The 13,590-nt window shown below is 45.0% G+C and carries 12 protein-coding genes; 8 read left to right on the forward strand and 4 right to left on the reverse strand.

The genetic code is table 11. The features are described 5' to 3' along the window. Positions 1–123 precede the first annotated feature (123 nt). Both OCU77_RS05060 and OCU77_RS05065 read right to left on the reverse strand, forming a co-directional pair. Positions 124–345, reverse strand: a complete 222-nt coding sequence (locus OCU77_RS05060) for a DUF2788 domain-containing protein (protein WP_048898698.1) — start codon at positions 343–345, stop codon at positions 124–126. A gap of 236 nt (positions 346–581) precedes the next feature. Then, a complete protein-coding gene (locus OCU77_RS05065; RefSeq protein ID WP_048898699.1) occupies positions 582–1,355 on the reverse strand; it encodes an alpha/beta fold hydrolase in 774 nt (257 codons plus the stop codon). Positions 1,356–1,458: 103 nt separating this feature from the next. On the opposite strand from OCU77_RS05065, the gene seqA reads away from it, so the two are divergent. Both seqA and pgm read left to right on the forward strand, forming a co-directional pair. Continuing rightward, positions 1,459–2,010, forward strand: a complete 552-nt coding sequence (seqA, locus tag OCU77_RS05070) for a replication initiation negative regulator SeqA (RefSeq protein ID WP_048898774.1) — start codon at positions 1,459–1,461, stop codon at positions 2,008–2,010. 39 nt (positions 2,011–2,049) lie between these two features. Further along, positions 2,050–3,696, forward strand: a complete 1,647-nt coding sequence (pgm, locus tag OCU77_RS05075; RefSeq protein WP_048898700.1) for a phosphoglucomutase (alpha-D-glucose-1,6-bisphosphate-dependent) — start codon at positions 2,050–2,052, stop codon at positions 3,694–3,696. 78 nt (positions 3,697–3,774) lie between these two features. On the opposite strand, the gene OCU77_RS05080 is transcribed toward pgm, so the two are convergent. After that, positions 3,775–4,602 carry a DUF1853 family protein gene (locus OCU77_RS05080; RefSeq protein WP_048898701.1) on the reverse strand — a complete coding sequence of 276 codons (828 nt, stop codon included), beginning with the start codon at positions 4,600–4,602 and terminating at the stop codon, positions 3,775–3,777. Between the two features lie 240 nt (positions 4,603–4,842). Here OCU77_RS05080 and OCU77_RS05085 point away from each other — a divergent pair, with 240 nt between their 5' ends. Further along, entirely contained in the window at positions 4,843–5,601 is a 759-nt protein-coding gene (locus OCU77_RS05085; protein WP_048898702.1) for a Nif3-like dinuclear metal center hexameric protein, read from the forward strand. A 103-nt stretch (positions 5,602–5,704) separates the two neighbouring features. Here OCU77_RS05085 and OCU77_RS05090 read toward each other — a convergent pair whose 3' ends face one another. Next, the gene (locus OCU77_RS05090) at positions 5,705–6,994 is read right to left on the reverse strand and encodes a citrate synthase (RefSeq protein ID WP_048898703.1); all 1,290 of its coding nucleotides are present in this window, start codon (positions 6,992–6,994) and stop codon (positions 5,705–5,707) included. A 411-nt stretch (positions 6,995–7,405) separates the two neighbouring features. Here OCU77_RS05090 and sdhC point away from each other — a divergent pair, with 411 nt between their 5' ends. From sdhC to sucA, 5 genes are all read left to right on the forward strand, one after another. Continuing rightward, on the forward strand, positions 7,406–7,792 hold the full coding sequence (gene sdhC / locus OCU77_RS05095; protein WP_048898704.1) for a succinate dehydrogenase cytochrome b556 subunit: 387 nt from the start codon (positions 7,406–7,408) through the stop codon (positions 7,790–7,792). Then, a complete protein-coding gene (gene sdhD, locus OCU77_RS05100) occupies positions 7,786–8,133 on the forward strand; it encodes a succinate dehydrogenase, hydrophobic membrane anchor protein (RefSeq protein WP_048898705.1) in 348 nt (115 codons plus the stop codon). The genes sdhC and sdhD overlap by 7 nt, the downstream gene beginning before the upstream one ends. After that, entirely contained in the window at positions 8,134–9,900 is a 1,767-nt protein-coding gene (gene sdhA / locus OCU77_RS05105) for a succinate dehydrogenase flavoprotein subunit (protein WP_048898706.1), read from the forward strand. It begins immediately after the preceding gene. Positions 9,901–9,914: 14 nt separating this feature from the next. Beyond that, positions 9,915–10,628 carry a succinate dehydrogenase iron-sulfur subunit gene (locus OCU77_RS05110; protein ID WP_107302342.1) on the forward strand — a complete coding sequence of 238 codons (714 nt, stop codon included), beginning with the start codon at positions 9,915–9,917 and terminating at the stop codon, positions 10,626–10,628. A 105-nt stretch (positions 10,629–10,733) separates the two neighbouring features. After that, positions 10,734–13,544, forward strand: coding sequence for a 2-oxoglutarate dehydrogenase E1 component (gene sucA / locus OCU77_RS05115; protein ID WP_048898707.1), 2,811 nt, complete (start codon positions 10,734–10,736; stop codon positions 13,542–13,544). Positions 13,545–13,590 lie beyond the last annotated feature (46 nt).

Consider the following 13,590-nt stretch of genomic DNA (forward strand, 5'->3'; position numbering starts at 1 on the left):
TTTTAATGATAATCGTTTTGATTAACTAGCGCGAAGGCTTTTCGCTTCAGGCTATCTCTGATTATCAAATTGTTCAGTGAACAAAGCCGATGAGCCATCATTTTGATTCTCATCAGCAAAACTTTACCCTATCCCCGCACCTTCCCAACTCAGTTGGATTAAACCTTTAGTGATAAAGCCTGCACAGCCCAAGAATAGTACTAGCCAAACAATTTTGCGTCCAAATGGGGGAACATTACCTTGTTGAAGTACATCTTTTATCGCCATACCGATAAAGAAAAAGATTGATGCAAACAACAAGTCCAACCCGATGGATTCAAGCAGATCCATATGCTCGTATAACACACTGTCTCCTTACAACGTTTGAGCTAGGGCGAGACTATATCATAACCCAGTACTTACTGTTAACGCCTGCAAACGCTAATCGTTAATATTGATGGCTTTATAGTATTCCAAGGTCATCAGTGATCATATTTGCTGGTGAAAATCACGAGAAAATTACAATCTTCGCCTTGTTTTCAGTACTTCTTCTACGCAACGACTTATCAGAATAGGCATTAGTACCAAGATAGGTGCGTGTATCAATTATCTGCTTTAGCGTCTAAAAAATTGAGGATAATTCGGCTAACAACATCGGGCTTTTCTGCGTGTAACCAGTGGCCTGTATTGGCGACCATGTGGGCTTTTGCATTGGGAAATTGCTTTGCGACTTCAGCGCGGTGCGCAGTTTGAATGTATTCGGAGTTTTGCCCTTTTATAAACAGTGTCTTACCTATAAAAGGTTGGACAGGTTCCCAGCCCATAATAGTTGCATAGTTGGCGATCAAAGCATCAACATTGAAGCGCCATTGATAGCCGTTATCACCTTTAGCGAATGATTTTAGTAGAAATTGGCGCACACCTGGCTCAACCACGTGTTGCGCGAGATAAGTTTCAGCTTCGCTACGCTTATTCACCGTATGTTTAGCAACTTCCAATAGGCCTTTAAACACATTTTCGTGGCGGTGTTCTTGGTAGGCGACTGGTGCAATATCCATCACGATAAGCTGCGTTAAGCGATGCTGAGCAACTTCGCTTAATGCCATTGCGACTTTGCCACCCATTGAATGACCAATCACGGCGAATTGCTCGATCTGCAAATGATCGGCAACGGCCAGTACGTCTTGTGCCATTTCTCGGTATGTAAAACGGTCACTCTTTGGGGATTGTCCATGGTTACGGAGATCAACACTGATCACTTGATAGTGCTCTTTCAGTGTTCGGGCTAATAAGCCAAGGTTGTCTAAACTGCCAAAAAGGCCATGGATCAAAATGATCGTTTCGCCTTCGCCTTCCACGCGATAATGAAGATTCACCGACTAATTTCTCTTGTTGTTAATGGTTTTCCGTAGAGTATAACCGTATATCACGGTATAATCGCACCGTGAATTTTTAAACGGAACGATAATGAACACTACGATGAAGACGATTGAAGTCGACGACGAGCTATACCGCTATATTGCCAGCCAAACTCAGCATATTGGTGAAAGCGCCTCTGACATTCTGCGTCGCTTACTGATGATGCCTCAGGAAAACCTACAGGTTGCACCTGCACCTGAAGTGGTTATGCCTGTTCGCCCACGCGGTATCGTTGTAAGTAAAGATGCTGGTAATGCACCGCAAGTAGATCGTGTAAAAGAAATGCGATCACTACTGATCTCTGATGAGTTCGCGGCACAGGAAAAAGCAATTGGTCGCTTTATGATGATCTTATCATCGCTTTATCGCATTGATTCTCAAGGATTCACAGAAGCTGCGGCAATCAAGGGCCGTACACGTGTATATTTCGCAGATAAAGAAGAGACGTTACTCGCGAGTGGTAAAACTACAAAACCTAAGGCCATTCCTGAGACCCCATTTTGGGTAATTACAAATACGAATACTGATCGTAAACGTCAAATGGTAGAGCAACTGATGACCAAAATGGGCTTCGGTGGCGATATTACAGAGAAAGTTTGCGGTGAAATTTAAAGGCGATAAGCCTCTCTTTTTACAAGGATAGAAAACTTTATGGCGATTCATCCTCGTGCTGGGCAGCAAGCCCAGCAAGAAGATATGCATAACATTCCAGCGTTAGTGGCGAATTACTTCTTAATTGAACCTAATGCTAATAATCCGCACCAAGCCGTTGCTTTCGGGACATCAGGTCACCGTGGTACGGCAGATAAAGGCACGTTTAATCAGCATCACATTTGGGCAATTGCTCAAGCGGTTGCTGAAGTTCGTGCTGAAAATGGTGTAACAGGTCCGCTTTTCTTAGGTAAAGATACTCACGCATTATCAGAGCCTGCATTTACCTCAACGCTCGAAGTGTTGGTGGCTAATGGCGTTCAAGTCATTATCCAACAAGGTAAAGGTTATACCCCAACACCGGGTATTTCGCATTCTATTCTTTGCCATAATAAAGCGAACACAGCCAAGGCGGATGGTATTGTTATCACGCCTTCACACAACCCACCGCAAGATGGCGGCATTAAGTACAACCCTGTACACGGTGGCCCTGCTGAAGGTGAGTTAACAACTGCGATTGAAGCACGTGCGAATGAAATCATTGCGAATGGTTTAGTAGACGTAAAACGTGTTGCAATCGAAGCCGCTTTTGCGAGTGAGCTTGTGGTTGAACAAGACTTGGTCGCTCCTTATGTTGATGATCTTGTAAACGTTATCGACATGGCAGCGATTCAAAAAGCCAACCTAACCCTTGGCGTTGATCCACTAGGCGGTTCAGGTATTGAATACTGGCGTCAGATTGCGGCGCATTATGGTTTAGATCTGACCCTTGTTAATGAATCAATTGATCCATCATTCCGCTTCATGTCATTGGATAAAGATGGCGTGGTGCGTATGGACTGTTCTTCACCGTATGCAATGGCTGGTTTACTGGCGCACAAAGACAAGTACGATCTTGCTTTTGGTAATGACCCAGATTACGACCGCCACGGTATTGTTACGCCAGCTGGCCTAATGAACCCAAACCACTTCTTAGCGGTATGTATTGATTACTTATACCGCCATCGTCCTGAGTGGCGCGCGGAAGTTGCAGTGGGTAAAACACTGGTATCAAGTGCTTTAATCGACCGTGTGGTTGCCGATCTTGGCCGTGAACTGTGTGAAGTCCCTGTTGGCTTTAAATGGTTTGTGAACGGTTTATACTCAGGCAAACTTGGTTTTGGTGGCGAAGAGAGTGCAGGCGCATCTTTCTTACGCGCTGATGGTACGCCTTGGTCTACTGATAAAGATGGTATTTTGCTTTGCCTGCTTGCGGCTGAAATTACAGCAGTGACAGGTAAAAACCCGCATGAATACTACCTTGATTTAGTGGCTAAGCATGGTGAGTCTCAGTACAACCGCTTACAAGCGGTTGCGAATGGTGAGCAAAAAGCGGTACTAAGCAAACTGTCACCAGAAATGGTAGCGGCAGAAACGCTAGCGGGTGATCCAATTACTGCACGCTTAACTCATGCATCGGGTAATGGCGCAGCAATTGGTGGCCTAAAAGTGACTACCGATAATGGTTGGTTCGCTGCTCGTCCATCGGGCACTGAAGATATCTACAAAATTTACTGTGAAAGTTTTAAAGGCGAAGAGCACCTTCGTTTAATTGAAACCGAAGCACAAGAAATTGTAAGTAAAGTATTTGCAGACGCAGGTTTGTAATCTGGGTTGAGTAAAACTGTGACTAATTGAAAAAGACGCCGATAGGGCGTCTTTTTTTGTATCTAGGGTTGGGGTTAGTTATTGTTTGAACTCGATATCACGATTATGCAGCGGCCAATGATCTGGCACGATGAACCATATGGTATTCATTTGATCGACAACTTGTGTGGGTGTTGTTAGCGCAGTGAGATCGAGTGGGACGGATAAGTCATTGAACGCGGGCGGAGATATCCACTGGGGCTTCTTAAGTGGCCTAAATTGCTTTCCCTGGTCTAACAGCGTATTGGCTTGATGCTTAAAGCACCATAGTCCTGTTGTCGCATCAGGGTGAATGGCGATAGTCGAGCCTGTTTCTTTTCCTTGATAATGATGAAATAAGCGCCCTTGCATGATGAGTCGCTTTTGCGTGACTGCGCCATATTGATCAGTCAATGCCCCCAGATAGGCTGGATGATCGGTTAAATTGAGTTGATGCTCGACCATGCGTGCTGTTTTTTTATCGAGATTATCGTTCGCATTTGGTCCTAGCCATTGCCCTTGATACGCCAGATAAAATTTAATGGCCACTTCCCAATGTTCTAGTTCGTTGGTTTGTGTATTGTTAACCAGAAAATCAATGGCCCCTAGTGTTCGTTGGTGCCAATTTAGTTGTATTTCATCTGCGACAAGTACGTAGTTTGGGTGAGCTTCAATCAGTTGAAGCCAAAGCCATTGATAGTAAAACCCTAAGCGTCGATTCCCTTCGTAAGTATTGATACAGGGGAGTCGCGCCTTGTGTTTGAACTGTGTCAGCCAAGCATCATCAATTTGGAATGGCTGTTGATCAGTTAATGGTGGAAGGGTTAATAGCGCATTGAAGTCGCTTGCGATTTGTTGGATGTCGTCATAACAAAGTTGTGTTTTCATTCAATACATTACCTAAATAGCTTTTCACCATTGTAAGCGGGTGATCTGGATGATGACAATGGCTACACTATAGGTATTCGTACCAATCTGGCTCAGTCACTGATTGTTTCTACTGGTAAAGACCACTGCTAACTAGATTGTAGATAGAGCAGTGGTTAGCTGTTCTGTATGCTTTTTCCTACGCAAACCAGAATACTACCCAGATTGATATAACTCGTTTGTCGTCAAATGGAAGACTGAATGAATAATTTACAACTAGAATCGGTATTAAATAAACTACTTAGCCCCCACTTAATCAAAGATTACTGCCCAAATGGCTTACAGGTTGAAGGTAAGGCTGAAGTTAAAAAAATTGTGACTGGCGTAACGGCTTGTCAGGCATTAATCGATCGTGCGATTGAAGAAAATGCTGATGCTTTAGTGGTGCATCATGGTTTTTTCTGGAAAGGTGAAGCTTCTGAAATTCGAGGCATGAAATATCGCCGAATCAAAGCTTTGATGGATAACGGTATTAATTTGTACGCTTATCATTTGCCGTTAGATGTCCATTCAGAGCTTGGTAACAATGCGCAACTTGCTCAATTGTTGGGTGTTGATGTGCTTGGCGGTTTGGAAGAGGGTAATCCGAAATCAGTGGCAATTTATGGTCAACTAGAAGAACCATTAACAGGTGATGAGTTGGCGGCACGTATAGCGATGACCTTACACCGTGAGCCTCTCCATATCGGTGATAACGCACCGACTAAAATTAAAACACTTGGCTGGTGTACTGGTGGTGGCCAAGACTTTATTGAATTAGCAGCACAGAAAGGGCTGGATGCGTTTATCTCAGGTGAAGTATCCGAACGTACAACGCACATTGCACGTGAATTAGGCATTCATTACTTCGGTGCTGGTCATCATGCGACAGAGCGCTATGGGGTGAAAGCACTCGGTGAGTGGTTGGCGAAAGAGCATCAATTTGATGTGACTTTCATTGATATTGATAACCCTGTTTAGTCGCCTTGATGGCACTTATAAATTAAATATTTAGTTTGATTGTTTAAAGGAAAGGGTTGCCAGTGGCAACCCTTTTCGTTTCTAGATTTTGTTACTTAAGTGATTATTCACGCTCGTGAATTGGTTGGAATTCACGTTGAGTGTAACCGGTATAAAGTTGACGAGGACGACCGATACGGTTTGTAGGATCAGCGTGCATTTCACTCCAGTGTGCAATCCAGCCGACAGTACGCGACATCGCGAAAATAACGGTAAACATAGAGACTGGAATACCGATCGCTTTCAGGATAATACCTGAGTAGAAATCGACGTTCGGGTATAGTTTCTTATCAATAAAGTATGGGTCTGAAAGTGCAATGCGTTCAAGTTCCATCGCGACATCGAGAAGCGGATCTTGGATGTTAAGCTCTTCCAGTACTTCATGACATGCTTCACGCATGACTGTTGCACGTGGGTCATAGTTTTTGTAAACACGGTGACCGAAGCCCATTAGGCGGAACGGGTCATCTTTATCTTTAGCGCGATCAATGTATTCAGGGATTTGATCAACACTGCCAATTTCTTCGAGCATCTTCAGGCAGGCTTCGTTAGCACCACCATGTGCAGGCCCCCAAAGTGATGCAATACCCGCAGCAATACAAGCAAATGGGTTAGCACCAGAAGAACCCGCAAGACGTACGGTTGAGGTGGATGCATTTTGTTCGTGATCGGCATGCAGTGTGAAAATCTTATCCATAGCACGTGCAACAACAGGGCTTACTTCGTACTCTTCACAAGGGGTCGCGAACATCATGTGCAGGAAGTTTTCTGCATAATCAAGATCATTACGAGGGAAGATGAACGGTTGGCCAATGGAATATTTGTAACACATCGATGCTAATGTTGGCATTTTAGACAATAGACGGAAGGCCGTGATCTCACGGTGCTCGTCGTTATTAATGTCTAATGAATCATGATAGAAGGCGGCAAGAGCCCCAACCACACCACACATAACTGCCATCGGGTGTGCATCACGACGGAATCCATGGAAAAAGCTCGCAATTTGCTCGTGTACCATAGTGTGACGAGTCACAGTCGTACGGAAGTTTTCATACTCTTCGCGCGTTGGTACTTCGCCATATAATAGGACGTAACAAACTTCAAGGTAATCAGCATTGTTGGCGAGTTGATCAATAGGGTAGCCGCGGTGCAGAAGAATACCTTTATCACCATCAATGTAGGTGATTTGTGATTCACACGAAGCAGTGGCTAGAAAACCAGGGTCAAATGTGAAGTAACCGTTAGCGCCCAGTTTACGCACATCAATTACCTCTGGCCCCTGAGTGCCCCCGATAATCGGCAATTCGATAGGAGCCTTCCCTTCAATATGAAGAGTAGCGTTCTTATCTGCCATAACAATCTCCTTTGTTTTTTATAATCCTAATCCAAGGCGGATGCTTATTTGTTGTACCGCCCGAAGCTCGGATTGTCAATTTTTGTGCTTTGATGTGTGCGCTTGTTAATAACTTTCGATAAAAAAGTACTAATTCACGAAACCGTGTTAGATGTCATGTTAAGAGGTTTGTAATTGGTTGTTACGAGGCATATAATCGCGGCAGGTCTCTAGCACAGCTATGCTGGTAACAAATGTTTTAGTCATCAATGTTATTAGTAACTTAAAGCTATAAATGTTCTAAATGTATAGTAGAACAACATAATAACCGTAAGTTACTAAAATGTTGCATTTGTTTGAGAGGCTAAGTGGAAAAATGAACTGGAGAGTTCATTCATAAAAATAATGCGCTCCAAAGGAGCTGAGTGGGCAATGACCGTGAAAGTAAAAAAGCCAAGACCTGTCAACCTCGACCTACAGACGATTCGCTTTCCTCTGACTGCGATTGCGTCAATCGTACACCGTGTATCCGGCGTGATTACGTTTGTTTCTATTTCTATCCTATTGTGGCTGCTCAACATGTCACTCTCTTCCCCTGAAGGCTTTGCAAGCGCTGCCGACATCGTCGATAGCTTCTTTGTGAAATTTGTATTGTGGGGAATTCTAACAGCATTGTTTTATCACATCGTTGTTGGTATCCGTCATTTACTGATGGATATGGGATATTTTGAAGAAATGGAAACTGGGATTGCAAGCGCGAAAGTCAGCTTCGCAATTACAGCGGTACTTTCTGTTTTTGCAGGAGGTTTAGTATGGTAGGTAATGTTTCAACTGTCGGCCGTAATGGCATACACGACTTTATTCTAATTCGTGCAACTGCACTGATCCTTACACTTTACACCTTCTATATGGTCGGATTCTTCGCATTTGGTCCGGAACTAACGTTTGAAACGTGGTCAGCTTTCTTTGGCCAGCTAAATACCCGTGTTTTCACGTTGTTAGCGTTACTTTCGATCTTAGTTCATGCGTGGATTGGCCTGTGGCAAGTACTCACTGATTACATAAAACCAGCGGCTTTACGTGCTGGGCTCCAATTTGGGGTAGTTGCTGTTCTTCTTGTTTACCTGTTTTCAGGTTTCTTAATTGTGTGGGGTGCGTAAGTGAGCATTGCAGTTCGAGAATTTGATGCTGTTGTTATTGGTGCTGGTGGTGCAGGTATGCGCGCTGCACTTCAAATTTCTGAGCAAGGCTTAAAATGTGCCCTGCTATCTAAAGTATTTCCTACCCGCTCTCATACAGTGTCAGCACAAGGTGGTATTACCGTTGCGCTTGGTAACTCTCACCCAGATAACTGGCAGTGGCATATGTACGATACCGTAAAAGGTTCGGACTACATTGGTGATCAAAACGCCATAGAATACATGTGCCAAAATGGCCCAAAATCAGTTATTGAACTAGAAAAAATGGGTTTACCATTTTCTCGCTTTGATAACGGCACTATTTATCAACGTCCTTTTGGCGGCCAATCAAAAGAGTTTGGTGGTGAACAAGCGGCACGTACCGCAGCCGCGGCTGACCGTACAGGCCATGCCTTGCTTCATACGCTTTACCAACAAAATATCAAACACAAAACAACCATCTTCTCAGAGTGGTATGCACTCGATTTAGTGAAAAACCAAGATGGTGCCATCTTAGGTTGTACAGCACTTTGCATGGAAACGGGTGAGATTTGTTACTTCAAATCAAAAGCCACCATTCTTGCAACAGGTGGCGCAGGCCGCATTTATGCATCAACAACGAATGCACACATTAATACGGGTGATGGCGTGGGTATGGCACTGCGTGCTGGCGTACCTATGCAAGATATTGAAATGTGGCAATTCCATCCAACAGGCATTGCAGGTGCTGGGGTGCTGGTGACTGAAGGTTGTCGTGGTGAAGGTGGTTATCTTCTGAATAAAGACGGCGAGCGCTTTATGGAGCGTTACGCGCCAAACGCAAAAGATCTTGCGGGTCGCGATGTTGTAGCACGTTCGATGATGGTTGAAATTCGAGAAGGCCGTGGCTGTGATGGCCCATGGGGACCACACATTAAGCTGAAACTGGATCACTTAGGTAAAGATGTTCTGGAATCTCGCTTGCCAGGTATTTGTGAATTATCACGTACCTTTGCACATATTGATCCGGTGAAAGAGCCAATCCCAGTTATACCAACTTGTCACTACATGATGGGCGGTGTACCGACCCAAGTGTCAGGCCAAGCATTGAAACAAACAGCATCAGGCCAAGACGAAGAAGTTCAAGGTTTGTTCGCTTGTGGTGAAATTGCTTCGGTATCTGTGCATGGTGCGAACCGCCTTGGTGGTAATTCCTTGCTCGATTTAGTGGTCTTTGGCCGTGCGACGGGTTTGCACCTTGGCGAAACCTTAGCGGCACAATCGGAAGCTCGTCCTGCAACTGACTCTGATATTGAAGCGTCACTGACACGTGTTAATCGCTGGAATACTACCCAAAAAGGTGAAGACCCAGTTGAAATCCGCAAAGATCTGCAAACTTGCATGCAGAACAACTTCTCGGTGTTCCGTGAAGGTGATGCAATGGCGAAAGGTCTGAGTGAGTTAAAAGTGATTCGTGAGCGATTGAAAGAAGCGCGCTTAGATGACACCTCATCTGAATTTAATACCCAGCGTATCGAGTGTTTAGAGCTTGATAACTTGATGGAAACAGCATACGCAACGGCTGTTGCAGCGAACTATCGTACAGAAAGCCGTGGTGCGCATGCGCGTTTCGACTTCCCTGAGCGTGATGATGCAAATTGGTTATGCCACTCTATTTACAACCCTGAGACAGAAGAAATGTCGAAGCGTGATGTCAATATGGCGCCGATTCATCGTGAAGCTTTTCCGCCTAAAGCACGTACATACTAGGGGAGGGATAAATTATGAAACTGAATTTTTCAATTTACCGTTATAACCCTGATGTCGACAATGCTCCGCACATGAAAGGCTACGCCCTTGAAGTGCCTGAAGGTTCAGACATGATGGTGTTGGATGCGTTAATCCTGCTGAAAGAGCAAGACTCAACGTTATCGTTCCGTCGTTCATGCCGTGAAGGTGTGTGTGGTTCAGACGGTATCAACATGAATGGCAAGAACGGTTTGGCTTGTATTACGCCACTTTCAGCACTAACGGGTGAAAGCACGATTGTGATACGTCCTCTACCTGGTTTGCCAGTGATTCGTGATCTAATCATTGATATGGAGCAGTTCTACGCGAACTATGCCAAGGTGAAGCCATTTCTCATTGATGATGGTGCACTACCACCGGCACGTGAGAACCTTCAATCACCGGAAGATCGTGCCCATCTTGATGGTTTGTACGATTGCATCATGTGTGCGTGTTGCTCGACATCGTGCCCATCGTTCTGGTGGAACCCTGACAAGTTTATTGGCCCCGCAGGCCTACTTGCTGCCTACCGTTGGCTAATTGATAGTCGAGACACTGCAACAGATGAACGATTATCTGATCTCGACGACGCTTTTAGTGTTTTTCGTTGCCATGGCATCATGAACTGTGTAAATGTTTGTCCTAAGGGATTAAATCCTACGAAGGCAATCGGACATATCAAAACAATGCTGCTTAAACGCGCAGTATAAAATTCATATTATCGATATGCTGGTGACCAACAGATTGGAAGCCAGCTTTTATAAGCTCGGCTCAGACCAGAGCAATTGGCGATAACTAGTGGTTAAGGGAAAACAATGCAGAATGGCGTTATGAAGACATGGCTTGAGTCTTCACACCTGGCTGGCGCCAATGCGACTTATGTAGAGGATCTCTACGAGTTGTATCTTAGCGACCCAGACTTAGTTGATGACGTATGGCGAGACGTATTTGACGGCTTACCTGTAGCGGAAGAGACGGTTGTTGAACAACCTCATTCGCGTGTACGTGATTACTTCCGACGTTTAGCTAAAGAAACAACCTTTTTAAGCGCAAGCGTCAGTGATCCAGATGTGGATGCCAAGCAGGTTAAAGTTCTACAGCTTATCAATGCGTACCGTTTCCGTGGACATCAACACGCAAACCTTGATCCGCTTGGTATATGGCAACGGGAAAAAGTCGAAGACTTAGACCCAGCTTTCCATACATTAACAGCGGAAGACTTCGATCAAAGCTTCAACGTGGGTTCGTTTGCTATCGGCAAAGAAACCATGAAATTGTCTGAAATTTATGATGCATTGAAAAAAACCTACTGTGGTTCAATCGGTGCTGAATACATGCACATGACAAACACAGATGAAAAACGTTGGATTCAGCAACGTTTAGAGTCGGTGGTTGGCCAAGGTACTTTCAGTCAAGAAGAAAAAATTACCTTCCTAGAAGAACTCACTGCAGCAGAAGGCTTAGAGCGTTACTTAGGGGCAAAATTCCCAGGTGCAAAACGTTTCTCGCTTGAAGGCGGTGATGCCATGATCCCTATGATGAAAGAATTGATTCGTCATGCGGGGGCACAAGGTGTTCGCGAAGTGGTTGTGGGCATGGCTCACCGTGGCCGCTTGAACATGTTGGTAAACGTACTAGGTAAAAAACCACAAGACTTATTCGATGAATTCGCAGGTAAGCACGGCGAATCATGGGGTACGGGTGATGTGAAATATCACCAAGGCTTCTCAGCCGATTTCGCAACACCAGGTGGCGATGTGCATTTAGCACTGGCATTTAACCCATCTCACCTAGAAATCGTAAACCCAGTGGTTGTGGGGTCAGTTCGAGCACGTCAAGATCGTCTGGATGATCAAGATGGCTCTAAAGTTTTACCTATTACTATTCACGGTGACTCCGCGGTTGCGGGTCAGGGGGTTGTTGCTGAAACATTCAATATGTCTCAGTCACGTGGCTTCCGAGTGGGTGGTACTGTTCGTATTGTTGTGAATAACCAAATTGGTTTTACCACATCAAACCCGAACGACACGCGTTCTACACAATACTGTACTGATATTGCGAAGATGGTACAGGCACCAATTTTCCACGTAAATGCGGATGACCCTGAAGCTGTCGCATTTGTTACACGTTTAGCGTTTGACTACCGTAATGAGTTCAAGCGTGATGTTGTGATTGATTTAGTGTGCTATCGCCGCCACGGCCATAACGAAGCGGATGAGCCCAATGCGACACAGCCGCTGATGTACCAAAAAATCAAGAAACACCCAACACCGCGTAAAATTTATGCTGATGCACTAACCGATGTGTCAACCATAGAGCTAGAAACGGCCACTGCACTGATTAATGAATACCGTGATGCGTTAGACCGCGGTGAATGTGTGGTGAAAGAATGGCGTCCGATGAAGCTGCATTCAGTTGATTGGGAACCCTACTTAGGCCATGACTGGACGGTTGATTGGCCGAATAAAACAGAGATGGATCGCTTAACTGAGTTAGGTAACCGTGTTTGTCAGTTCCCAGAGAGCCATAAGTTACAGAGCCGTGTTCAAAAGCTTTATAACGACCGTATTGCCATGGTTGCTGGTGAGAAAGCCGTCGATTGGGGCATGGCAGAGACATTGGCTTACGCTACCTTGGTTGATGAAGGTAGCCGTATTCGTATTACAGGTCAGGATTCTGGTCGTGGTACTTTCTTCCACCGTCATGCTGTACTGCATAACCAAGAAGACGCGAGCACTTATATCCCGCTATCAAATATCCATGATAAGCAAGGCACTTTCCAAGTGTTTGACTCAGTCTTATCTGAAGAAGCGGTATTGGCGTTTGAGTACGGTTATGCCACTGCAGAGCCAAGCGGTTTAACGGTTTGGGAAGCGCAGTTTGGTGACTTCGCAAACGGTGCGCAAGTGGTTATCGACCAATTTATTAGCTCGGGTGAGCAAAAATGGGGCCGTATGTGCGGTTTAACCATGTTGCTACCTCATGGCTACGAAGGGCAAGGTCCTGAGCACTCATCGGCACGTTTAGAGCGTTATCTTCAGCTTTGTGCTGAACAAAACATGCAAGTGATTGTTCCATCTACGCCAGCACAGGTTTACCACATGCTGCGTCGTCAGGTGTTACGTCCTATGCGTCGTCCGCTGATTGTAATGTCTCCTAAATCATTACTTCGCCACCCTCTTTGTACTTCAACGATGGATGAACTGGCGAATGGTACATTCCAACCAGCTATCGCTGAAATCGATGATTTAGATCCGAAGCAAGTGAAACGCGTAGTGTTCTGTTCAGGAAAAGTGTACTTCGACCTGCTTGATCAGCGTCGTAAGAATGAACAGACGGATGTGGCGATTGTTCGTATTGAGCAGCTTTACCCATTCCCTAAAGAAGATGTTGAAGCAGCCTTGGCTGATTACCAACATGTCACAGATTTTGTATGGTGTCAGGAAGAGCCACAAAACCAAGGCGCATGGTATTCAAGCCAGCATAACTTCCGTTCAGCATTGCCAAAAGGTGCTGATTTGAATTATGCAGGACGTCAAGCATCTGCTTCACCGGCTGTTGGTTACATGTCGGTTCACTTGAAACAACAAAAAGCGTTAATTGAAGACGCACTGACTATTGCTTAATTGAGCCCTAGTGACCTCGATTAGGCACTGGAACAAAAAGGAAAAA

Origin of the sequence: Photobacterium swingsii (assembly GCF_024346715.1) — a bacterium.
GTDB classification, from domain to species: domain Bacteria; phylum Pseudomonadota; class Gammaproteobacteria; order Enterobacterales; family Vibrionaceae; genus Photobacterium; species Photobacterium swingsii.

Coding starts and splice junctions, on each gene's coding strand:
- sdhD (WP_048898705.1), top strand. CDS start 7,786: ATGGTAGGTAATGTTTCAACTGTCGGCCGTAATGGCATACACGACTTT.
- seqA (WP_048898774.1), top strand. CDS start 1,459: ATGAAGACGATTGAAGTCGACGACGAGCTATACCGCTATATTGCCAGC.
- OCU77_RS05110 (WP_107302342.1), top strand. CDS start 9,915: ATGAAACTGAATTTTTCAATTTACCGTTATAACCCTGATGTCGACAAT.
- sdhC (WP_048898704.1), top strand. CDS start 7,406: ATGACCGTGAAAGTAAAAAAGCCAAGACCTGTCAACCTCGACCTACAG.
- OCU77_RS05090 (WP_048898703.1), bottom strand. CDS start 6,994: ATGGCAGATAAGAACGCTACTCTTCATATTGAAGGGAAGGCTCCTATC.
- pgm (WP_048898700.1), top strand. CDS start 2,050: ATGGCGATTCATCCTCGTGCTGGGCAGCAAGCCCAGCAAGAAGATATG.
- OCU77_RS05080 (WP_048898701.1), bottom strand. CDS start 4,602: ATGAAAACACAACTTTGTTATGACGACATCCAACAAATCGCAAGCGAC.
- OCU77_RS05085 (WP_048898702.1), top strand. CDS start 4,843: ATGAATAATTTACAACTAGAATCGGTATTAAATAAACTACTTAGCCCC.
- sucA (WP_048898707.1), top strand. CDS start 10,734: ATGCAGAATGGCGTTATGAAGACATGGCTTGAGTCTTCACACCTGGCT.